Genomic DNA, 22480 nt, shown 5'->3' on the forward strand with positions numbered 1-22480 from the left:
TTGCAGCGCAACGGGAATCGGCTCGAGCCCTGACTCTAAAATGTCATCCCGGCCTGCCGCGGAGGCGATCTAGCGGCACTGTCTGCCGGCCTGCCTCAGCAATCCCGGCTAAGTGGCTGAGGCCCGGTCGGGCCGATCAGGGGGTGGCGCCCAGGCCCAGGTAGGCGCTGATGCCGTCCAGGAACATCTGCACCGAGATCGCCACCAGCAGCATGCCCATCAGCCGCTCGATGGCGGTCAGGACGCGGCCGCCGAGAACCTTGTAGAGCATGGTGGCCGAGAGCAGGATCACCGCCGTCGCCCCCCAGGCGATCAGCAGGGCCAGGCTCCAGTCGCCCAGGCGCGCCGGGTCGTTGCTGCCCATCAGCATCACCGCGGCCATGCCCGAGGGCCCGGCGATCATCGGGATCGCCACCGGCACGATGAAGGGCTCCCCGCCCGGCAGCTCGCCCATCAGGCCTTCCGGCGGCGGGAAGATCATGCGGATGCCGATCAGGAACAGCACGATGCCGCCGGCGATCGACACCGATTCCTGCCGCAGGTGCATCAGTTCCAGCGCGTACTTGCCGAACCACAGGAACAGCAGCAGCACCGCCAGCGCGATCACAAGCTCGCGGATCAGCACCATGCGCTGGCGCTTGGGCGTGAGCGGACGCAACAGGCTGAGCACCACCGGCACGTTGCCCAGCGGATCGAGGATGATGAACAGCAGCAGCGCGGCCGAGGCGATCGACATGGCGTTACGCGCGCGGCGCCCAGATCGCGCCGCGATGCTCGGCGCCGGCCGGGGAGAGCAGCCGCACGCAGGCCTCGGCATAGGCGGCCGGATCGCGGGCCTGCCGGTCGTCTTCCTCCACGTAGGCCTTCGAGCGCAGCACGGTGCGCATCGGCCCCGGCTGCAGGCCGCTCACACGCACCGGCGTGCTGGCCAGCTCGGCCTGCAGCATGCCGACCAGGCCCGCGCCACCATGCTGCGCCAGGCCGTAGCCGCCCCAGTAGGCGGCGCCGGTGCGCGCCGGATCGTCGAGCGCGAACACGATGGCGCCGTCCTCGGCGCGCTTGAGCAGCGGCAGGCAGGCCTGCGTCAGCCACCAACGCGCCGTCAGGTTGACGTGCACCGCGCGCGCGAAGTCGGCCGGATCGGTGCGCTCCATCGACGCCAGGCCCTTGAACTCGGCGGCGCAATGCAGCAGCCCGTCGAGGCGGCCGAGGCCCGACTCCAGGCGCGCGGCCAGTTCGGCGTAGTCGTCGGGCGAGGCGCCCTCCAGATCGAGCGGATAGTTGGCCGGCTCCGCGGCCGTCGTCTCCTGGCGGATCGCGTCGTAGACGCGATTGAGCCTGGGCACCTTGCGGCCGAGCAGCACCAGCGTGGCCCCCGCGCGCGCGCAGGCGAGCGCGGCGGCGCGGCCGAGGCCGCCGTAGGCACCGCTCACCAGGATCACCCGGCCCGCGAGCGCGGAACCGGCCTGCGGATCCCGCGTCGCGGCCGCGTCGTCGGCCCGCACCGCGCTCACGCCTTCTGCACTTCCGAGATCATGCGCGCCAGCTCGCCGGACTCGTACAGCTCCAGCGTGATGTCGCAGCCGCCGATCAGCTCACCGTGGATGAACAGCTGCGGGAACGTCGGCCAGTTGGAATAGCGCGGCAGGTTGGCGCGGATCTCCGGCTCCTCGAGCACGTTGATGGTGTGCAGCTCGCCCGCGCCGGCGGCCTTCAGGGCCTGCACGGTACGGCTGGAGAAGCCGCACATGGGGAACTGCGGCGTGCCCTTCATGAAGAGGACGATGGGGTGGCCTTCGACTTCGGCCTGGATGCGCTCGAGGACGGGCATTGCGGAAAACTCCTGCGCGGCACGGGCTGCGGCGATGCGCCGGAAGCCGTGGGTCGTGCTTGTGGGGTGGGAATTGCATATTGTAAGCCCCGGAGCCCGCAGCGGCGGCGCTCCACGCCCCTTTTCCCCCGAACGGCACATGAGCATCGAACCTTCCCCCCTGCCCTACGACCGCAGCGCCCTGGAACCGCACCTGTCCGCCGATACGGTGGAAGCCCATCACGGCCGGCAGCAGGCCCTGATCGAGCAGGTCAACGCCGCCGTGGCCGGGACCGAACTGGCCGAGCTGCCGCTGCAGGAGATCGTGCGCCGGGCGCAGGGTGCGCTGTTCAACCACGCCTCGCAGGCCTGGAACGATGCCTTCTACTGGGAAGGCCTGCGGCCCTCCGCCGGCGGCGGTGGCGGCGAGCCGGAAGGACGCCTGGCCGAGGCCATCAACAGGACCTTCGGCGATTTCGCGCGCTTCAAGGCGCAATTCGCCGGCGTCGCCGAGCGCCTGTTCGGTTCGGGCTGGCTGTGGCTGCTGCAGCGCGGAGACGGCGCGCTGGCCGTGGCCGCCACCGCCAACGCGGCTTCGCCGCTCACCGGCGAGGACACGCCGCTGCTGGCCTGCTGCCTGTGGGAGCACGCCTACTACCTCGACTACCGCCACGCGCGCGGCAAATACCTCGAGGCGTTCTGGAACATCGTGGATTGGCGCGCGGTGGACGCGCGCATGAAGTAAGCGGTGCCTTCGCCGGCTCCGCCGCCCGGCGGATGGCCCGGATGCCGATCATGCCCGCCGCCCTCTCCCGCGTCACGGGAGAAGGCGTCGTGGAAGGCACTTAGAGCAGATGCGCCACGCCGGCGCGCTCTTCCTCGAGCTCGGCCAGCGTCTTGTCCATGCGCTCGCGGCTGAAGGCGTCGACCTCGAGGCCTTCCACGCGGGTGTACTCGCCGTTGGCGGTGGTCACCGGCACGCCGTAGATCACGCCCTCCGGGATGCCATAGCTGCCGTCGGACGGCACGCCCATCGTCACCCACTTGCCGTTGCTGCCCAGCACCCAGTCGCGCACGTGGTCGATGGCGGCGTTGGCGGCCGAGGCGGCCGAGGACAGGCCGCGTGCCTCGATGATCGCCGCGCCGCGCTTGCCGACCTGTGGGATGAAGGTGTCGCTGTTCCACGCCGCGTCGTTGATCCTGTCCTTCAGCGAGGCGCCGCCGGCGGTGGCGAAGCGGTAGTCGGGATACATGGTCGGGCTGTGGTTGCCCCACACGATCAGCTTCTCGATGTCGCCCACGGCCACGCCGGCCTTGCCGGCGAGCTGGCTCAGCGCGCGGTTGTGGTCCAGGCGCAGCATCGCGGTGAAGTTCTTCGCCGGCAGGTCCGGCGCCGACTTCATGGCGATGTAGGCATTGGTGTTGGCCGGATTGCCGACCACCAGCACCTTGACGTTGCGGCTGGCGACTTCGTTCAGCGCCTTGCCCTGCTCGGTGAAGATCTTGGCGTTCTCCAGCAGCAGGTCCTTGCGCTCCATGCCCGGGCCGCGCGGCTTGGCGCCGACCAGCAGGGCGACGTCGGCGTCCTTGAACGCGACCTTCGGGTCGTCGGTGCCGATCACGCCGGCCAGCAACGGGAACGCGCAGTCTTCCAGTTCCATGATCACGCCCTTGAGCGCGGCCTGGGCCTTGTCGATCGGCAGCTCCAGCAGCTGCAGGATGACGGGCTGGTCCTTGCCGAGCATTTCGCCGGAGGCGATGCGGAACAGCAGGGCGTAGCCGATCTGGCCGGCGGCGCCGGTGACGGCAACACGAACGGGGGTTTTCATGGGCAACTCCGAAGTTTCAGTGGGGACAGGACGTCAGGCGCGAAGACGCGGAGCATTCGCCCCGCGCGTCCGGGCCCGGCGCCTTATTTGAGTTCCGCGAAGAATTCCTGGAACCGCTGCAGTCCCGGCGCCAGCTGCGGCGTCGGGCAGGTGTAGCTGATGCGCAGCGCGCGCGGCTCGCCGAAGGCCGAGCCCGGCACGCAGGCCACGCCCTTGCTTTCCAGCAGTGCGTTGCAGAAGTCGAAATCGTTGTCGATCTTCCGGCCGTCGTGCGACTTGCCGAAGGCGACGCTGATGTCCGGAAAGGCGTAGAACGCGCCCTGCGGCTTCGGGCAGACCACGCCGGGAATCGCGGCGAGCGCGGCAAGCACCTGGTCGCGCTTGGCCTGGAACTCGGCGTTCTTCTGCGTGGGCACGTCCTGCGGGCCGGTCAGCGCCGCGACCGCGGCGGCGGTGACGATTTCCGGGATGTTGGTGATGTGGTTGGAGTTGAGCGTGGTGATCGCCTTGGCGATGGACTCCGGCCCGACCATGAAGCCGACGCGCCAGCCCGGCATGCCGTAGGTCTTGGACAGCGAGTCCATGAAGATCAGGCGGTCGCGCAGTTCCGGGCGGAAATGCAGGAAGTTGTGGTAGCCGATGCCGTCGAACACCATGCGGTTGTAGATGTCGTCGGTGAGGATCCAGGTGTCCGGATACTTGGCCAGCACGTCGGCCAGCGCGGCGATCTCTTCCTTGCCGTACACCATGCCCGTCGGGTTGGACGGGTTGTTGAACAGGAAGAGCTTGGGCTTCTTCGCCAGCGCGGCGTCGAGCTGCGCCGGGGTGAGCTTGTAGTCCTGCTCCGGCGGGCACGGCAGCAGCTGGATGTCGGCGTTGAGGATCTCGGCGATGTCGAGGTAGCTGGTCCAGTACGGCGTCGGGAACGCGAAGCCGTCGCCCTCGTCGAGGATCGCGTCGCAGATGTTGTACAGCACGTGCTTGGCGCCGATGCCGGTGGCGCAGTTGGCGCGGGTGTAGCCGCTCAGGCCGATCTGCTCGATGTGCTTGAGGAAGGCGTCCAGCAGCGCGTCGGCGCCGCGGTTGCTGCCGTACTGGCCGGAATCCTTGTCCAGCGCGGCGCGCGCGGCTTCGTACACGTGCGGGCCGGGAAGGAAATTGGGGACGCCGATGGAGAAGCTGATGATGTCGCGGCCTTCGGCCTTGAGCTGCTTGGCCTTTTCGGCCACCTGCATGATCGCGCTGGGCTTGGCGCGGCCGATGCGCCGGGAAAGTGCGGGGGGCATGGAGCATGGACCTGGTGGGGACCCCGATATTGTAGCCGCGCCGCGCCCAGCGAGGGGCCATTCCAGGCACATCCGGGCGGTGATTTCCGGCAGATCGCCCGTCCGGACGGGCGAAGCGCCTAGCGGCGCGCGGCCACGCTCGCCGCGCGGCCCGGCTTGCGCAGCACCTCGACCTGCGCCAGCACGCCGCCGAGTTCGCGCCGCCGAGCCTGCCGGTCGAGCGCATCGGCGCGCGCGGCGGCGGCTTCGCGCGGGCCCAGTGCGGCCAGCACGCGCAGCTCGCTCATGCCGATGGCGAGCGCGTCGAGCGTGTCGGGATCGCGCCCGGCGAAAGCCACCGCACTGGCCAGCGCCGCGCGCGCCTCGCCGTCGCGGCGCAGCGCCGCCAGGGCTTCGGCGCGCAGGCCGTCGACGACCGCCAGTTCCGACGCCGCGTCGTTGTTTTTCAGCACCGGCACCACGCCCTGCAGGCGCCGCAGGGTTTCTTCTGGCTTGTTCTCGCGCAGCGCCAGTTCGGCCAGTTCGGTGTCGGCGCCGGCCGCGCCGTAGTCGAGCTTGTCGCGGCGCGAAAGCGCCAGCGACGCTTCCAGGCGCGCGCGGCCGCCGGCCAGATCGCCGCTGTCGCGCAGCACCTGCCCCAGGCGCAGCAGCGCCTCGGCCTCGCCGCGGCGGTTGTTGAGGCGGGTCTCCACCGCCAGCGATTGCTCGGCCAGCGCGCGCGCCTGCGCGTACTCGCCGCGCAGGCGCAGCAGGTCGGCCATCTCGCGCCTGGTCCAGGCGGCCTGGCCCTCCAGGCCGTTGCGCTCGCACAGCGCGATCACGTCGCGATAGCTGGCCAGCGCCGCGGCGGTCTGGCCCATGTCCGCCTGCACGGTGCCGAGCGCGCTGAGCGTCCAGGTCTCGCGCTCGGGATCGCCGAGTTCGCGGCCGAGCTGCAGCACCGTCTCCAGCAAGTTCTTGACCTCGCCGCGCTTGTCCTGCGACCAGGCGATGTTGGCCAGGTTGGAAAGCGCGGCGATCTGCTGCGTTTTCAGGCCGGCGGCCTCGAACAGCACCAGCGCGCGCCGGTACAGAGGCTCGGCGCGCGAGAAATCGCCGTGGTCGAAGTAATAGCTGCCCAGTTCGTTGTCGGTGCTCGCCTGCCCCAGCGGATCCTTCAGCTCCCGGTACAGGCGCGCCGCTTCGCCGTAGTCGGCCAGGGCGCCGGCATCGTTGCCCAGGCTGTCGCGCGCCCAGGCGCGGTTGCGCAGCGCCAGCGCGATCAGGTGCGGCGCCTGCAGGGAGCGCGCGCTCTTGAGCGCGCGCTCGCTCGCCGCCAGCAGGGCCGGATAGTCGCCGCGCGCCTCGGCCAGATCGGCCGCGCACAGGTCCACGCGCGGATCGTCGCCGCCGCCGTTGCGGCGCAGCGCCGCCAGCGTGGCCAGGGCCTGGTTGAGGCTGTCGCCCTTGCCCTGCGCGCGCGCCAGTCCCAGTCCGTACTCGATCTCCTCCGGATAGAAGCGGTACAGCGCCTGGTAGGTCTCGATGGCCTGCGGCCAGGATTTTTCCGCCTCGTACATCTGCGCTTCCAGCGCCAGGCGCAGTTCGCGCGGCGCGCCGCCGGCACGGGCCAGCGCGGCGCGCGCCGTCTCGGCCGAACGCTGGCCGAAGCCCTGTTCCTGCAGAGTCCGCGCCAGCGCCAATTGCGCCGGCAGGAATTGCGGCGCGCGCGCCACCGCTGCGCTCAACCGGTTGCGCGCGGCGTTGCCGTCGCCGCGGCGCGCGGCGAGCATGCCCTCGGCATAGTCCTCCAGCACCACGTTGTCGTCGCTGGAGGTGCTGCCGCGCGTGGCGGCGAAGGCGGTGGTCAGGCGCTGCAATCCGAGATCATCGCGCAGGCGCTCGCCGGCCGCGCCGGCCAGCTCGCCCAGGCGAGCGCGTTCGCCCTCGACCTGCACGGTGCGTAGCAGCGCGCCGCTGGCGGCATCGAACACGCGCAGCTCCAGCGCGAGATCGCCCCTGCCGCGGCCGGGCACGGCGCGGTACCGGCCCGTCATCGCCAGGCCGACGCCGAGCTGCCGGTGCAGGCGCTGCAGCAAGGCGCGATCCGGCGCCTGGCCGGCGCGCAACGGCGCCAGTTCCGCCAGGCGCCGTCCTGAGACGACCTGCAGGCTTTCGTTCAAGGACAGCTCGCGATCCAGCAATTCGGACAGGGCCGCGCCCAGCCAGGCCGTCCGGGTATCGCCGTTGCCGGTGTCCGCCTCGCCGTCGGCACCGATGTCGAACAGCGCGACCAGGCCGGACCCGGCGATCGCGACCGCTGGCAATTCCGCGCCCGCAGGCGGCGTGCGCAGCCACCACCAGGCCCCGCCCGCGGCGGCGACGGCGGCCGCCAGCGCCGCGGCCAGCAGCGGCCATCGCCAGCCGGCGCGACGCCGCGCCGTCTCCTCGGTCCGCATCCGCGCGGCGGGCACATCCCCTGCATGCCCGGTCGCCGCCGACGGCACGGGCGAGGCTTCGGCGCGCAGAGGAATGGTCGCCGCCGGCGTGTCTTCCTCCTCCACCCGCCGCACCGGCGCAATGAAGCGGTAGCCCTGCTTGGGCACCGTCTGGATATACGCCTCTTCGCCCTCGCCCTGCCCCAGCGCGCGCCGCACCTGCCAGATGTGGCGGCCGAGGCTGGCGTCGGTGACGACCGTGTTCGGCCACAGCGTGGCGAAGAACACGTCGCGCCCGACCAGTTCGCCGGCGTGGCGCAGCAGCAACAGCAGGGTGTCGAAGACCTTCGGCGGCAGCTCGACGATCCGGTCTTCGCGCCATAGCCGGCGCTGGTCGGCTTCCAGCAGGAAGTCGCCGAATCGATATGCCTCTTTCGCGGCCATGCCCGTCCCGAAACGTGAAGCCGGTCGCCCCTGTGCGCGCATTTTCCGCGATGGCGAAAGAAAAATCACAAAGAAAGGAATTTTTCTTCCGGGCCGGAAGCGGATGCGCGCCCTACGTTGGCGCACCTCGGCGAGCACCGCCGCATTCAGCGGATTCCGGACAACTGTCCAGACATCCGCCCGCCTTTCCTCTCGGAGACGTCCATGACCGGCATTGCCCATTCCGCCTTCCTCCTGATGCTAGCCGCCGTCGCCGGCGCGGGCTGCAGCCGGCAGGAGGCGTCGGACGCCGACGCGCCCGCGAAGCAGTCCCCGGCAGCGGCCACCGCCGGCGCGGCTAAGACCCGGCTCAAGGCCGGGCTTTGGCGCGTCGAGGGGCCGGAGTTCGAAGCGCTGGCCGAACACGGCAAGGTCTACCTGTGTATCGACCCCGCCAGCGCGGCGCTGATCGATCCGCCGCCGCCGGCGGACGCCAAGTGCAGCGTCGACGGCGGCACGCCCAAGCCCGGCCTCTACCTCGGCACGATGGAGTGCCGCTACCCCGACCGCAGCGTCGGCGCGCGCGTGCGCATCGACAGCAACGACCTCTACTTCCGCGACGTGGTCACGCGCCGGGACGGCGACCCGGACGGCGGCGGCGAGAAGCTCAGCCACTTCGCCGAGTGGGTCGGTCCTTGCCGGCAGGACCAGCAGCCGGGCCATGCCTACACGCAGGCCTATGGCGAGGACGCGATGCATCCGGCCGAACTGCCGGAAGCGCTGCGGCGCGCCGCCGGTGGCCGCTGACGCCATGGGCCGCCGCATGCACGCCTCGCGCGCCGCGCGACTGGCCGGCCGGATGCTGTGCGCTCTTGCGATCGCGGGCGTCGCGCTCGCGCACGCCCAGGACGCGGGCGGCGACGGCGGCGATGCCGCGAACGGCTTCGAGTCCCGCGACGTCGTCATCTATCTCGAAGCGGTGCCCGGCAATCTGCCGCTGGGACAGCCATGGACGCCGCCGATCCCGGGCAAGCCCTACACCACCGCCATGGGCAAGCCCGTCAAGTTGCGCGGCGTCGCGGCGCTGGCGCTGGCCGGGAAGACGCTCTCGATCACGGTCACCTCGCGACAGGCCAAGGAACCGCCCGGCCCGCCCGACCAGGGCTGCCCTGCGGGCACCCGGGAGCTGGACACCGGCGCACAGACCATGAGCGACCAGACGCGTCCGCAGCCGCCGACCACGCTGCAGGCCAGGATCGCCAATTCCGGCACCTTCGAAACCGTCTACACCCCGATCGTCACCGGAACGCACAGCGTGGTCGCCACGCTCGGAGCCGACCGGGGCAAGACCGAATTCGACGTCGCCGAGCCGCCGGGCAGCCTCTGCGAACCGCTTTCGCCGACCGAGATCGCGCAGGACGCCAAGCAGGTCGCCGAGACGGCCTACCAGGCCCTGGATCTGGTGGAACAGCGCATCGCCACGCTGCCCGACTCGCCGGCCAAGGACGAGTTCAAGCGCAAGCTCGGCACGCTGCGCAAGACCATGGAATCCGCGCAGCCGCGCGGCCAGGCGCCGGGCTGGGTCAAGTCGATCGAACCGTTCAACCGCTTGCGCAGCCTCAGCCCGCGCATCCGCAAAGCCGCCGAGCCGCTGGGCCGGCAACTGCGCGAATGGCAGGCGAAGGCCAAGCAGTCCAATGGGCAGGCCAGGCAGGCGCTGGCCAGGCTGCAGCATGGCAACGTGGTCTGCGACCAGCTCGACGTGGTCATCAATGCGCTGAAGTTCGTCGACTTCAGCATGGGCCTGCTCGCCACGCCGGCGGAGCTGATAAAGGGCTGGCTGGTGGAGAACGTTCCGACCAAGCTGGTCGGCCAGGCGATGGGCACGGGCCGGATGCCGCCCGCCATCCAGCAGACGATCGAGAGCACGTGGAAGCTGTGCCTGACCTCGGTCGACGGCTGGGCCGGCCTGGCGCTGCCGAAGGTCGTCAACGATCTGGTCGGCTACGCCTCGAACCGCTACTTCGACAAGTACTGCCAGGCATTCACCGGCCCGGTCAGCGGCAGCATGTACGGCGTCGTCTCCAAGGCCGGCACGCCCTGGTGGAAGTTCCGCATCAGGATCAACGGACAGTTGATCCTGCGCTATCCCAGGCATGCCGCCGGCGCGGCGATTGCGCTGAGCGGCGAGCTGATCGGCAACGCGTCCCAGTTCAAGTCGAAGGACCGGGCCATCCAGGTGCTGTTCCCGAAGTTCGCCAAGGGCGTGGCTTTCAGCGAAGTGCGCGTCGAGCCGCTCGCCAATCCGCTCAACGACGGCGATTACTCGGGCTGGGATCCGGGCAGCATCATGATCGACAAGGGCGGCACGATGGCCCGTTCGCTGGCGCCGGCCTTCTTCCGCATCCCGGTGCGCGGCGACCTGCGCGGCGACCGCCTGCGCATCGAACTGCAGCCCGCGGTCATGGACTTCAAGGACGAGGCCGCCACGGTCCGGCAGGTGGCGCTGTCGCCGCTGTCGCCCATCCCGAACGTCATCGTCTACGACCTTCCCTATCCGGGCGCCTTCACCATCTTCCAGCGCGCCTTCAACGACGGGCCGGCCGAATTCGCCGTCACCAGGGTCGGCGCCCGGAAGGACATTCTGCAGATCAAGCAGACCTTCGCCCGCCAGCGCGACCGCGGCAAAACCCACGGCGAGTACAGCGTGGACGTGCTGGCCTGCAATCCCGCCTGTCCGTAAGCGGACATTCCCCCCTCCCTCCAGGAGCCAATGCGACATGACAACATCCTCCGCCCGCCCGCGCCTGCCCGCCCTGTTCGGTCTCGCGCTCGCCCTCGCCTTCTGCAATGCCGTCCATGCGCAGGACGCCACCGCCGAGGCCGCCGCCAGCGCCGCGACCGACGCGATCAAGAGCGATGACGCCCAAAGCGACGACGCCAGGAGCGACGACACCAAGCGCGAAGCCGCCAGCCAGGACCCGGCATCGGACGCCGGCGCCGCCGAAGGCAAGGACCATCCCCTGGTCGGACGCTATGAAGGCGCCCGCATCCGCGCCTACAAGCAATCCGAATTCGACGAAGCCTCGCTGCTGCAGGCGCCGGTCGACTACCAGGCCCTGGTCGATCGCGACGCCCTGGACGACCGTTCAGGCGCGGAATGGCTGAAGCTGGAAGGCCGCCACACCCGCATCCGCTACGAGGCGCCCGCCGAGCGTTCCTCGCTGGAGCTGTACCGCAACTACGAGACCAAGCTCAAGGCCAACGGCTTCGAGCAGGTCTATGCCTGCAACGACAACACCTGCCTGGCGGGCACGCGCAAGGACCCGAGCCAGCTCGGCGACCTGCTCGACAACTTCGACGTCGCCGACAACGGCCGCCATTACGCCAACCACGCGCGCTATGGCCTGTACAAGGCGACGCGGCCGGAAGGCATCGCCTACGTCGCCCTGCTGGCCGGCGACAGCGACGAGGGCCACATCCTGCCGCGCGTGCTGGTCGACGTGGTGGAAACCAAGTCGATGGACACCGGCAAGGTGAAGACCGACGCACCGGCGCAGCCGCCGGCCCAGCCTCCCGTGGCCGAGCCGGAGGCGCCGGTGACCCAGGCGCGCGAACCCGCCATCCAGGAACGCGAGCCCGTGATCCAGGAGCGCGAACCGGCGATCAAGGATGCCGAGCCGAAGATCGAGGAGCGCGCGCCGGCGGTGGAGGAACCGCCGGCGCCCGTCGAGGAGAGCAAGGCCGCCGCGCCGGGTCTCGCCGAGGCAACACCGCCCCTGCTCGAACCGCCGGCGCCGGAGGCGAAAACCGCCAGCGCCGAGGAAATGGCCAGCGCGATCGCCAGCACCGGCAACATCTCGGTGTACGGCATCCTGTTCGACTTCGACAAGTCCGACATCAAGCCGGAATCGCGCCCGCAACTCGACCAGATCTCGCAGCTGCTCAAGGACGATGCCGCGCTGAAGGTGGCGGTGATCGGGCACACCGACAACAAGGGCACGCCGGCCTACAACCTGGCGCTGTCGCAACGGCGCGCCGAGGCGGTGGTGCACACGCTCAACCGCGACTACGGCATCGCCGGCGACCGACTGCGCCCGCAAGGCAAGGGCGATACCGAGCCGGTGGCGAGCAACGATTCCGATGCCGGGCGCGCCAGGAACCGGCGCGTCGAGCTGGCGCGGCGATGAGGGCGGAGATCGCCGCCGACAGTCTCGCCGATCCCGCGCGCGCGACACGCGCACGCCTTCCAGAACAGCCCACGGAACTCACCACCATGCGCATTTCCACGCTTCTCCTGGCATCGGCGTTGATCGTCGCCGCCCATTGCGCCGATGCCGCCGAGCGCGCGCGCCCGGTGCGCGATGCCGCCGTGTCCTGCCGCGACTGCGGCACGGTGGTGCGCATCGAATCGCAGCGCCGCCGCGGCAAGGCGGTGCTGCGCGCGGTCGGCGGCGCCCTGGGCGACGTAGCCCTCGGCCACATCGACAGCGATGTCGCCACCGTGGCCGGCGCCGCGCGCGATGCCGCGACGGACGACGGCGACGACGAGCGCGAGGACACGCGCGGCTACGACATCGCCGTACGCATGGACGATGGCCGCTACCTCACTCTCCGGCAGGAAGACCCGCCCGAGGCATTGCGCAAGGGAGCGCGCGTGCGCGTGCACGGCCGGCGGCTTTCGCTCCTGCCTTGACGGTCGCGCCGTCCTCCCGCCACGGGAAAGCACCAGTGAAACGAACCGGGCGCCGGCGCCGCAACGCCTCCCCACCACCACGGATCTCATCGCCATGACCATCGATACCCCCGAGACGCTGCAACGGCAGTTGCAAACGCTGCAGGCGCAAGTCGCCGATCTGCAGCGGCGCGTCCCCGGCGGGCACGGGCCCGCGCCCGTGCGCCTGCGCGGCGCGGCCGCCGCCGCCGTCGCGCTGACCCTGCTCAGCTGGGCCGCCTACAGCGAACCCACCGCGCCCGAACTGATCCTCCCGCAGCAGGTCGCGCGCCTGGAAGGCCGCATGGAAACCGTGGAGAAGCAATTGCGCTCGGGCAGGTTCAAGGCGCCTTTCAGTATCGTCGACGAAAAAGGCTTGCCGATCCTGTCGGTGTTCTCGGGAGGCAATCGCGGCGTGTTCGTGCTCAACGACGCCTCGCGGCCCGGAGCCGCCGCCAAGGGCGTGGTGATCGAGGCCGGCGACAGGTCGGGGATCCGGGTGCGCAACGACGGCCAGCAGGCCTGGATCGGCGAGATGGACGACGAGGCGATGGGCGTCTACGTCGCCGGCGCCGGCGGCGAGCGCGATATCCGCTCGCTGATGAACCTCGAGGACGGCTTCGAGGTGCGCGACGGCCACGAGCGCGTCGCCAGCCTGGGCGTGTCGGCGAAGGGCAATCCTTCGCTGCGGCTGTATTCGCGCACCGTCGGCCCCAATCGCCCGCTCGCCGCCATCGGCGTGGACGCCAAGAGCAGCGAGGGCGGCGTGGAGGTGCGCAATCCGGCCGGCAAGCTGATGGCCAGGATCGGCACGGTGGACAACAAGGGCGGCATCGCGGCCGTCTACCGCACCACCGAAACGCCCGTCGCCTCGATCGAGACCGAGGAGGGCAGCAACGGCGGCATCGTCGCGGTCTGGAATTCCGGGTACAACGCGATCGCCAGCCTGCGCCAGAACAACCGCGGCGGCACGCTCGAGCTGTCCGACCTGACCGGCGAGATCATGGTGGACGCCTTCACCACCACCAAAGGCACGGGGATGGTCCGCACCGGGCCTTCCGACCGCCCGGGCGGCCTGGGCATGGGGCTGCCCGGCAGCTTCATCATGGGCAAGCGCGAAGGCAAAGGCGGGGGCAACTGAATCGTCCCCCCGTGGATGGGGAGGCGCCGTCGGCGGCGCCTCCCGTCCCGCCCGGCGACGGGCGAGTCAGCGGGCGGTCAGGCCGCCAGGATCTTGTTCCACTCGGCCACGCGCTCGGCCTTGGCCGCCAGGGCCGCCTCGGCATCGCCCTCGATGCGGACCGACTTGATGCCGTCGCCCTGCTTGACCTTGTCCACCGTCTCCAGGCCCTCGACGACCTTGCCGAACACGGTGTGCTTGCCGTCCAGCCAGGGCGTGGCGACGTGGGTGATGAAGAACTGGCTGCCGTTGGTGTTCGGGCCGGCGTTGGCCATCGACAGCACGCCGCGTTCATGTTTCACGCCGTTGCGGGTCTCGTCCTCGAACTTGTAGCCCGGGCCGCCGCGGCCCGACCCCTCCGGACAGCCGCCCTGGACCATGAAATCGGCGATCACGCGGTGGAAATTCAGCCCGTCGTAGTACCCGCGCTTGGCCAGATTGACGAAATTGGCCACCGTCAGCGGCGCCTTGTCGGGGTACAGCTCGACCTTGATCGGGCCACGGTCGGTATCGAAAACGGCATGCAGGGACATGCGGGGACCTTCTGTTGGGGTTGGGACAGACCCGGGAGATGAGGGCGGCGGCGGCCCGATTCAATCGCCCCCGGCGGCGCCCCCTTTGCCGCACTGCAACACGCTATAATGATGGGCTACCTTCACTACCTACCCGCGCCCTGCCCCACCGCAACCGGCGCGCACTCGTCATGTCCGCATCCCAATCCGTCGAACGCCTGCGCAACATCGCCATCGTCGCCCACGTCGACCATGGCAAGACCACTCTCGTCGACCAGCTGCTCAAGCAGTCCGGCACGCTCAACGAGCGCGCCGTGGTCCCGGACCGCGTCATGGACAGCAACGACCTGGAAAAGGAACGCGGCATCACCATCCTGTCCAAGAACACGGCGATCCGCTGGACCGATCCGAAGACCGGCGAGGCCTGGCGCATCAACATCGTCGACACCCCCGGCCACGCCGACTTCGGCGGCGAGGTCGAGCGCGTGCTGTCGATGGTGGACTCGGTGCTGATCCTGGTCGACGCGATGGACGGCCCGATGCCGCAGACGCGCTTCGTCACCCAGAAGGCCTTCGCGATGGGCTTCAAGCCGATCGTGGTGGTGAACAAGGTCGACCGTCCCGGCGCGCGCCCGAGCTGGGTGCTGGACCAGACCTTCGACCTGTTCGACCGCCTGGGCGCCAACGACGACCAGCTCGACTTCCACACCGTCTACGCCTCCGGCCTGCAGGGCTACGCCGGCCTCACCGACGAGGTGCGCGAGGGCGACATGACGCCGCTGTTCGAGGCGATCTGCCAGCACGTGCCCGCGCCGCCGGTCGACCCGGACGGCCCCTTCCAGATGCGCGTCACCAGCCTGGACTACAACAACTACGTCGGCATCATCGGCGTGGGCCGCATCCAGCGCGGCAAGGTGAAGACCAACCAGAACGTCACCCTGATCGACCGCGAGGGCAAGACCCGCGGCGCCAAGGTGCTGCAGGTGCTCGGCTTCATGGGCCTGGAGCGCGTGGAAGTGGCCGAGGCGCGGGCCGGCGACATCATCGCCTTCAGCGGCATCGAGGGCCTGGGCATCTCCGATACGCTGTGCGCGCCCGAGGCGGTCGAGCAGCTGCCCGTGCTCACCGTCGACGAGCCGACCATCTCGATGACCTTCCAGGTCAACGATTCGCCGTTCGCCGGCGTCAAGGAGCGCAGCGGCGGCAAGTTCCTCACCTCGCGCCAGCTGCGCGACCGCCTCACGCGCGAGACCCAGCACAACGTCGCGCTGAAGGTCGAGGACACCGCCGACGCCGACAAGTTCAAGGTCAGCGGCCGCGGCGAGCTGCACCTGTCGATCCTGATCGAGACCATGCGCCGCGAAGGCTACGAGCTGGCCGTGTCGCGTCCGGAAGTGATCATCCGCGACGTCGACGGCGTCAAGCAGGAGCCGTACGAGCAGCTGGTCGTCGACATGGAAGAACAGTTCCAGGGCGGCGTGATGGGCCGCCTGGGCGAGCGCAAGGCGCAGCTGCAGAACATGGAGCCCGACGGCAAGGGCCGCGTCCGCCTGGAGTTCCTGATCCCCGCGCGCGGACTGATCGGCTTCCAGACCGAGTTCCGCACGCTCACCGCCGGCACCGGCCTGCTGTTCCACGTCTTCGACCATTACGCGCCGCGCGCGGAAGGCGAGATCGGCCAGCGCATCAACGGCGTGCTGATCTCCAACGGCACCGGCCCCTCGCCCGCCTACGCGCAGATCGCCATGCAGGAGCGCGGACGCCTGTTCATCGAGCCGGGCGAGGAAATCTACGAGGGCCAGATCGTCGGCATCCACTCCAAGGACAACGACCTCACGGTCAATGCCCTGCGCGGCAAGCAGCTCACCAACTTCCGCGCCGCGGGCAAGGACCAGGACGAGGGCCTGATCCCGCCGATCAAGCTGTCGCTGGAGCAGGCGCTGGAGTTCATCGACGACGACGAACTGGTCGAGGTCACGCCCAAGGCCATCCGCCTGCGCAAGAAGCTGCGCACCGAAGTGGACCGCAAGCGCGCCAGCCGCGCCGCCTGATCCGCGCACCCGACGTCCGCGCGCCCGACCTTCCATGGTCCCCGAGCAGGCGAGCTACGACCCGGATCCGCACGCGCATCCGGGCCTGCACGCCATCGCGATCTTCGAGGCGGCCAAGGGGCTGCTGGCGCTGTTCGTCGCCAGCGGCCTGGAGCTGCTCGGCCCGGCGCCACTGGTGCGCTGGCTGCACGAGCTGACCGGCCGCCTGCAGCTCGATCCCGATCACGGTGCGCTGGGCTGGCTGTCGCAGGCGATCGATCCCGATTCGGTGCATATCGCGGCGGCCATCGCCCTGCTCTATGGCCTGATGCGCCTGGTCGAAGCCTGGGGCCTGTGGCGCGTCAAGGCCTGGGCCTCGTGGCTGGGCTGCCTCGGCGCCGCCGTCTATCTGCCCTTCGACGTCTATGCCCTGTTCCGCCATCCCGGCTGGATGGCCTGGAGCGTGCTGGGCATCAACCTGCTGGTGGTGTGGGTGCTGGCGCGGGATCTGCTCAGGCGGCGGCGCTGAGCGCGCGCCTGCGCGTCCTTGCTAGGCGCGCCCGTCCGCCGCGCCCTCCGCGGGCAGCAGCGCCCGCGCCCGCGGCGTGAGCGGACAGCCCTTCGCCGCCAGCAGCGCCAGCGCCTTGGCGGCGATCTCCCGGCTGGCGGTGTTGCCCGCGAAGGTCAGTGGCTCGTTGCGGAATTCGAGCACGATGTTGACCGTGCCGAGAGTCGTGCGCAGATCGACCGCCGAGAGATCGGCGTAGGGCCGGCGCTTCAGGCGGATCACCTGGTACTGGAAGTCCCGCTCATGCAGGATCAGTCGCGGCGCCAGGCTGGACTGGGCGAGCGCTATCCACGGCACGCCCTTCCATCCGGTGAAGGCGGCAACCAGCGGAACGCTCATGCCCCCGGCCGCCTCCTCGAGAAGCACGGCGGCCCGGCGCGCGCCGCGATTGGTCGCGATCCCGAGCACCACGAAGATGGCGATGGTCAGGAACAGGAATCCGAGGCCGATGCCGACCGCCGCCCATCCGTGGATCTCGCCCTGCGCTTGCATCGACTCTCGCTCCGGCCGGCGGCCGCGTCCATCGCCGCCCGCATCATAGCGATCCGCGGCCGCATCAGCCTGTATCCTCGCGGGCGATGCCGCATGGCGATCGCGTGCCCGCGGCACGGGCCTTCTCCCCGCTTCCAGGAACCAGACCATGCTTCCGCGCCTCACCCTGCTCGCCGCCTGCGGCCTGTGCGCGCTCGCCGCGCCGGCGCTGGCTTCCGATACGCATGCGGATGCGAAGCACGCCGCGCCCGCCGCCTTCGCCTACGAAGAGGCCGACATCGCCTCGCTGCAATCGCGCATGGCGCGCGGCGAGCTGGACAGCGTCGCGCTGACCCGCGCCTATCTCGCGCGCATCGCGGCGATCGACAAGGCCGGACCGACGCTCAATTCGGTGATCGAGCTCAATCCCGACGCGCTGCAGGAAGCCGCCGCGCGCGATGCCGAACGCAAGGCCGGCAAGACGCGCGGGGCGCTGCAGGGCATCCCGATCCTGCTCAAGGACAACATCGACGCCACGCCGATGGTCAACTCCGGCGGTTCGCTCGCCCTCGCCGAGCACCGGCCCGGGCGCGACGCCTTCCTCGTGCAGCGCCTGCGCGCGGCCGGCGCGGTGATCCTGGGCAAGACCAACCTCAGCGAATGGGCGAACTTCCGCTCCTCGCGCTCGATCTCCGGCTGGAGCGGACGCGGCGGCCAGACCCGCAATCCCTACGCGCTCGACCGCAATCCCTGCGGCTCCAGCTCCGGCACCGGCACGGCGATCTCGGCCAACCTGGCCGCCGCCGGCGTCGGCACCGAGACCGACGGCAGCGTGATCTGTCCCGCCTCGGTGGCCGGCCTGGTCGGCATCAAGCCCACCGTGGGCCTGGTCAGCCGCGAAGGCATCATCCCGATCTCGCACAGCCAGGACACCGCCGGGCCGATGACGCGCGGCGTCGCCGACGCCGCGCTGCTGCTGACCGCGATGGCCGCGCGCGACGAAGCCGACGACGCCTCCACGCAGGCCTCGCGCCCGCCGGCCGTCGACTACGCCGCGCACCTGAAGGCCGACGCGCTCAAGGGCGCGCGCATCGGCATGCTCAAGGGCCAGCGCGTCAACGCGCAGCCCGAGGTGGATGCCGCCTACCAGCGCGCCATCGCCGTGCTCAAGGCCGCCGGCGCCACCGTGGTCGAGGCCGAGATCGCCGACCTCGGGCAATGGGACGATGCCGAGTTCCAGGTGCTGCTGTACGAATTCAAGACCGATCTCGAGTCCTACCTGCGCAAGAGCGACGCGCCGATCCGGACGCTGGACGCGCTGATCGCCTTCAACCGCGAGCACGCCGCGCGCGAGATGCCGCTGTTCGGGCAGGAACTGTTCGAACGGGCACGGGAAAAAGGCCCGCTCACCGAGAAGGCCTACCTGGAAGCGCGCGAGAAGGCGCGGCGCCTAGCCGGCAAGCAAGGCATCGAGGCCACGCTGGAGAAGAACCGCCTGGATGCCGTGATCGCGCCGGCCACGGGCCCGGCCTGGCTCACCGATCCGGTCAACGGCGATTTCTTCACCGGCGCCAACTACGGCACCGCCGCGGTCGCGGGCACGCCGAGCGTCACCGTGCCGATGGGCGACAGCCACGGCCTGCCCTTCGGCCTGGTGTTCCTCGGCCGCGCCTGGGGCGAGGCGCGCCTGATCGAGCTCGCCTACGCCTTCGAGCAGCTCACGCACGCGCGCAAGCCGCCGCGCTTCCTGCCCACCGTCGCGCCCTGACGCGCACGGACTTCCCGCGCTCCCCTGCCAGCCGTCGTTCCTGCTTGCGCAGGAATGACGGCATGCGTCTCTCGCCACCGTCGCGCCAGCCGGCGAACAACCTGCCTTAACACCCGTTGCCGGAAAATGGCGGCCGATGGACCGCATCCTTGCGAACATCGACACCGCGCTGCTGGCGCGCTGGGCGCTGCCGCTGCTGGCGGCGCTGCTGCTCGGCTTCATCGCCCGCCAGTCGCTGCTCGCGCTGGCGCGGCGCACGCGGCGCAGCCAATCGCTGCGCGCCGCCCTGCTGCGGGCGTTCGCGATGCCGGCGGCGGTGGCGCTGCCGCTGCTGTTCCTCACCATCGCCCTGGCACGCACGCCGCTGGGGCCGCGCGACCTGTCGATCGCCAGGCATGCCATCGGCATCGGCCTGATCGCCTGCCTCACCGGCCTCGGCCTGCGCCTGGTGTCCGTCGCCGAACGCGCCATCCTGCGCCAATATCCGCTCGACATCGCCGACAACCTGCTCGCGCGGCGCATCCAGACCCAGACCCGGGTGCTTGCGCGCGTGGCGATGGGCGGGCTGCTGTGCCTGGGACTGGCCTCCGTGCTGATGACCTTCCCGACCGTGCGCCAGCTCGGCGCGACGCTGCTCGCCTCGGCCGGCGTGCTCGGCATCGTCGCCGGCATCGCCGCCAAGCCGGTGTTCGGCAACCTGATCGCCGGCCTGCAGATCGCCCTGGCGCAGCCGATCCGGCTGGACGACGTGGTCATCGTCGAGGGCGAATGGGGACGCATCGAGGAGATCACCAGCACCTACGTGGTGGTGCGCGTCTGGGACGAACGCAGGATGGTCGTGCCGCTGGTCTGGTTCATCGAGAACCCGTTCCAGAACTGGACGCGCAGCTCCGCGCAGCTGATCGGCAGCGCCTTCCTGTGGCTGGACTACCACACGCCGATGGAGGCGCTGCGCGCGGAACTGCAGCGCATCTGCGACACCGATCCGCGCTGGGACGGGCGCGTATGCCTGGCCCAGGTCACCGACACCGACGACCGGTCGATGCAGGTGCGCTGCCTGGTCAGCGCCGGCAACTCCGGCGACGCCTTCGACCTGCGCTGCGCGGTGCGCGAGCGCCTGATCGATTTCCTGCGGCGCGAACACCCGCAGTCGCTGCCGGTGCTGCGCGCGAACATGGCCGCGCCGCCCTCGCGCGCCAACGCGCCGGCATCCGCGGAGCCCGATCTGCCCAGTTCGCCGCGCGCGGAGGACGGCGCGGAGATTCCCGGCGGCTAGAGGCGGCGCTTCGCGGCGCCGCGGCAGCGGCGCCTCAGACGCGGACCGCCGACCCCAGCTGCGACTGCTTGCGCACGATCAGCATCGCCGTTTCCAGCGCCTGCTCGTAGTTCAGGCGCGGATCGACGGTGGAGCGGTAGGCGCGCTCGAGATCGACGTCGGTCAGGTCGCGCGCGCCGCCGGTGCATTCGGTGACTTCCTCGCCGGTCAGCTCCAGGTGCACGCCGCCCAGGCGCGTGCCGGCCGCGGCATGCACGTCGAAGGACTGCTCGATCTCGCCGCGGATCTTGTCGAAGCGGCGGGTCTTGAAGCCGTTGCTGGTGGATTCGGTGTTGCCGTGCATCGGGTCGCAGATCCACAGCACGCGGCGGCCGTCGCGCTTCACCGCCTCCAGCAGCGGCGGCAGCTTCTCGGCCACCTGCGCCGCACCCATGCGGTGGATCAGGCTCAGGCGCCCCGGCTCATCGTCGGGATTGAGCACGTCGATCAGCGCCAGCAGCTGGTCGGGCGTGACCGAGGGGCCGACCTTCACCGCGATCGGATTGCGGATGCCGCGGAAGTATTCGGTATGCGCGCCCTCGAGCGCGGCGGTGCGCATGCCGATCCACGGGAAGTGCGTGCTGAGGTTGAACCAGCCCCACTGCCGCGGCACCTGCCGCGTCTGCGCCTCCTCGTACGGCAGCAGCAAGGCCTCGTGCGAGGTGTAGAAGTCGACGCGGTTGAGGTTGTGCACCTGGCTGCCGGAGAGCGTCTCCATGAAGCGCACCGCGTCGCCGATGCCGGAGACCATGCGGTGGTACTCGTCCGCCAGCGGGGAATGCGTGACCCAGCGCAGGTCCCAGTACTCGGGATGGTGCAGGTCGGCGAAACCGCCGTCGATCAGCGAGCGCACGAAATTCATCGTCATCGCCGAACGCGCATGCGCCTTGACCATGCGCCGCGGGTCGGGCACGCGCGCCTCGGGCGTGAACTCCGGCCCGTTGACCACGTCGCCGCGGTAGCTCGGCAGCGACACGTCGCCGCGCGTTTCCATGTCGGCCGAGCGCGGCTTGGCGTATTGCCCGGCGAAGCGGCCCACCCGCACCACGGGCAGGCGCAGGCCGTGCACCAGCACCAGGCTCATCTGCAGCAGCACCTTGAGCCGGTTGGAGATCACGTCCGAGGTGCAGTCGCTGAAGCTCTCGGCGCAGTCGCCGCCCTGCAGCAGGAACCGCCTGCCCTCCTGCGCCTCGGCCAGCTGCTGCTTGAGCGCGAGGATTTCCCAGGACGTCACCAGCGGCGGCAGCGCGCCCAGCTCCGCCTGCACGCCGGCCAGCGCGGCCGCGTCGGGATAGGTCGGCATCTGCAGCGCCGGACGCGCGCGCCAGCTGTCGGGCGCCCAGTCGGCGGGAAGATCGACAGAGCGGAGATTGCGGTCGGGCGTGGGCATGGTCGTGATCGTACGTGGCAGGCGCGAAGCGCGCGGCATGGCGGTGGGCGCCGCACCTTGTTGCGGTGCAGCGAAAGCATGATCCGCCTGAAAAAGGCGGTCTGCAACCCTTGCGGCTGCAACTATCCGGACCGTGCCCGGACGGGAATTTTCAGGGCTTCAGCGGCGGCGGAACGCGGCCGTCAGCACCAGCAGGGTCAGCAGCACGAACCACAGCAGGCTCCAGGCCGGCATCGACAGGCCCAGGAAGGTCCAATCCACCTTGGCGCATTCGCCCGATCCGGTGAGCACCTTCTTGATCACGTCGGTGATCGGATTGGCCTCCATCATGAAGGCCAGCGGCGGCCCGCACTCGGGGACCTCGTTCGCCGGCAGATGGGTGATCCAGACGTGGCGGGCGGCGATGCCCAGGCCGGTCAGCGCCGGGATCAGCGCCAGCACGCCGTAGGCCGCCCGTCCCTTGCCGCCGCGCGGCGCGTGCAGGCCGGCGACCAGCAGCACCACGCCGAGCGCGGCGAAGGCGATGCGCTGGAAGATGCACAGCGGACAGGGCTGCAGTCCCCACTGGGACTGCGAGAAGATCGCGAAACCGATCAACGCGGCGCAGACCGCGAACCCGGCCAGGCATTGCGCGCGGAAGGACCAGCGGGAAACGTTCAAAGACATCATGCAATGGCCTGGTTGTCCGGGATGGCGCCTCTTCGGACAGCGAAGGGCGTGGAACGTTCACATGGTACCGCCCCGCCGCGCGCGCGGGCATCCCGCCG

General features: G+C 70.4%; 20 protein-coding genes. 10 read left to right on the forward strand and 10 right to left on the reverse strand.

Annotation, left to right across the window (positions count from 1 at the left end; all coding sequences use genetic code 11):
- Positions 1–136: 136 nt before the first annotated feature.
- The 3 genes from MD221_RS13730 to grxD are packed head-to-tail and all read right to left on the reverse strand — an operon-like array spanning position 137 to position 1831.
- Positions 137–736 (reverse strand): YhgN family NAAT transporter, encoded by a 600-nt coding sequence (locus MD221_RS13730; protein ID WP_242112395.1) that lies wholly within the window; start codon positions 734–736, stop codon positions 137–139.
- Between the two features lie 4 nt (positions 737–740).
- Positions 741–1514, reverse strand: coding sequence for an SDR family NAD(P)-dependent oxidoreductase (locus MD221_RS13735; protein ID WP_242112396.1), 774 nt, complete (start codon positions 1512–1514; stop codon positions 741–743).
- Positions 1511–1831 carry a Grx4 family monothiol glutaredoxin gene (grxD, locus tag MD221_RS13740; RefSeq protein WP_242112398.1) on the reverse strand — a complete coding sequence of 107 codons (321 nt, stop codon included), beginning with the start codon at positions 1829–1831 and terminating at the stop codon, positions 1511–1513. Before grxD ends, MD221_RS13735 begins: the two co-directional genes overlap by 4 nt.
- 139 nt (positions 1832–1970) lie before the next feature.
- Between grxD and MD221_RS13745 the strand changes: the two genes are divergently transcribed.
- Positions 1971–2555: a superoxide dismutase gene (locus MD221_RS13745; protein WP_242112399.1), complete on the forward strand. Its 585-nt coding sequence runs from the start codon at positions 1971–1973 to the stop codon at positions 2553–2555.
- A gap of 100 nt (positions 2556–2655) precedes the next feature.
- Here MD221_RS13745 and MD221_RS13750 read toward each other — a convergent pair whose 3' ends face one another.
- From MD221_RS13750 to MD221_RS17535, 3 genes are all read right to left on the reverse strand, one after another.
- A complete protein-coding gene (locus tag MD221_RS13750) occupies positions 2656–3639 on the reverse strand; it encodes a malate dehydrogenase (protein ID WP_242112400.1) in 984 nt (327 codons plus the stop codon).
- 83 nt (positions 3640–3722) lie between these two features.
- Complete coding sequence (locus tag MD221_RS13755) at positions 3723–4925, reverse strand: aminotransferase class I/II-fold pyridoxal phosphate-dependent enzyme (RefSeq protein WP_242112401.1); 1203 nt, start codon at positions 4923–4925, stop codon at positions 3723–3725.
- A 119-nt stretch (positions 4926–5044) separates the two neighbouring features.
- Positions 5045–7786, reverse strand: coding sequence for a tetratricopeptide repeat protein (locus tag MD221_RS17535; RefSeq protein ID WP_277928910.1), 2742 nt, complete (start codon positions 7784–7786; stop codon positions 5045–5047).
- A 204-nt stretch (positions 7787–7990) separates the two neighbouring features.
- Here MD221_RS17535 and MD221_RS13770 point away from each other — a divergent pair, with 204 nt between their 5' ends.
- From MD221_RS13770 to MD221_RS13790, 5 genes are all read left to right on the forward strand, one after another.
- The gene (locus tag MD221_RS13770) at positions 7991–8572 is read left to right on the forward strand and encodes a DUF3617 domain-containing protein (RefSeq protein ID WP_242112403.1); all 582 of its coding nucleotides are present in this window, start codon (positions 7991–7993) and stop codon (positions 8570–8572) included.
- Positions 8573–8588: 16 nt separating this feature from the next.
- Positions 8589–10508, forward strand: a complete 1920-nt coding sequence (locus tag MD221_RS13775; RefSeq protein WP_242112404.1) for a hypothetical protein — start codon at positions 8589–8591, stop codon at positions 10506–10508.
- 37 nt (positions 10509–10545) lie between these two features.
- On the forward strand, positions 10546–11955 hold the full coding sequence (locus MD221_RS13780) for an OmpA family protein (RefSeq protein WP_242112405.1): 1410 nt from the start codon (positions 10546–10548) through the stop codon (positions 11953–11955).
- A gap of 86 nt (positions 11956–12041) precedes the next feature.
- Complete coding sequence (locus MD221_RS13785) at positions 12042–12461, forward strand: hypothetical protein (RefSeq protein ID WP_242112406.1); 420 nt, start codon at positions 12042–12044, stop codon at positions 12459–12461.
- A 94-nt stretch (positions 12462–12555) separates the two neighbouring features.
- Positions 12556–13620: a hypothetical protein gene (locus MD221_RS13790; protein ID WP_242112407.1), complete on the forward strand. Its 1065-nt coding sequence runs from the start codon at positions 12556–12558 to the stop codon at positions 13618–13620.
- Positions 13621–13697: 77 nt separating this feature from the next.
- Here MD221_RS13790 and MD221_RS13795 read toward each other — a convergent pair whose 3' ends face one another.
- A complete protein-coding gene (locus MD221_RS13795; RefSeq protein WP_242112408.1) occupies positions 13698–14192 on the reverse strand; it encodes a peptidylprolyl isomerase in 495 nt (164 codons plus the stop codon).
- 170 nt (positions 14193–14362) lie between these two features.
- Here MD221_RS13795 and typA point away from each other — a divergent pair, with 170 nt between their 5' ends.
- Together typA and MD221_RS13805 are read left to right on the forward strand one after the other, a co-directional pair.
- Positions 14363–16222 carry a translational GTPase TypA gene (typA, locus tag MD221_RS13800; protein ID WP_242112409.1) on the forward strand — a complete coding sequence of 620 codons (1860 nt, stop codon included), beginning with the start codon at positions 14363–14365 and terminating at the stop codon, positions 16220–16222.
- A 34-nt stretch (positions 16223–16256) separates the two neighbouring features.
- Complete coding sequence (locus MD221_RS13805; protein WP_242112410.1) at positions 16257–16730, forward strand: DUF2127 domain-containing protein; 474 nt, start codon at positions 16257–16259, stop codon at positions 16728–16730.
- A gap of 21 nt (positions 16731–16751) precedes the next feature.
- Here the strand turns inward: MD221_RS13805 and MD221_RS13810 are convergent, their stop codons facing one another.
- Positions 16752–17411, reverse strand: a complete 660-nt coding sequence (locus MD221_RS13810; protein WP_242112411.1) for a hypothetical protein — start codon at positions 17409–17411, stop codon at positions 16752–16754.
- Here MD221_RS13810 and MD221_RS13815 point away from each other — a divergent pair.
- Positions 17410–19008, forward strand: a complete 1599-nt coding sequence (locus MD221_RS13815; RefSeq protein WP_242112413.1) for an amidase — start codon at positions 17410–17412, stop codon at positions 19006–19008. The genes MD221_RS13810 and MD221_RS13815 overlap by 2 nt on opposite strands.
- Before the next feature lie 136 nt (positions 19009–19144).
- Positions 19145–20284, forward strand: coding sequence for a mechanosensitive ion channel family protein (locus MD221_RS13820; protein ID WP_242112414.1), 1140 nt, complete (start codon positions 19145–19147; stop codon positions 20282–20284).
- A gap of 34 nt (positions 20285–20318) precedes the next feature.
- Here MD221_RS13820 and MD221_RS13825 read toward each other — a convergent pair whose 3' ends face one another.
- Both MD221_RS13825 and MD221_RS13830 read right to left on the reverse strand, forming a co-directional pair.
- Complete coding sequence (locus MD221_RS13825) at positions 20319–21713, reverse strand: class II 3-deoxy-7-phosphoheptulonate synthase (RefSeq protein WP_242112415.1); 1395 nt, start codon at positions 21711–21713, stop codon at positions 20319–20321.
- 159 nt (positions 21714–21872) lie between these two features.
- Entirely contained in the window at positions 21873–22373 is a 501-nt protein-coding gene (locus MD221_RS13830) for a disulfide bond formation protein B (RefSeq protein WP_242112449.1), read from the reverse strand.
- Positions 22374–22480 lie beyond the last annotated feature (107 nt).

This window comes from Luteimonas aquatica (assembly GCF_022662575.1).
GTDB lineage: Bacteria > Pseudomonadota > Gammaproteobacteria > Xanthomonadales > Xanthomonadaceae > Luteimonas > Luteimonas aquatica.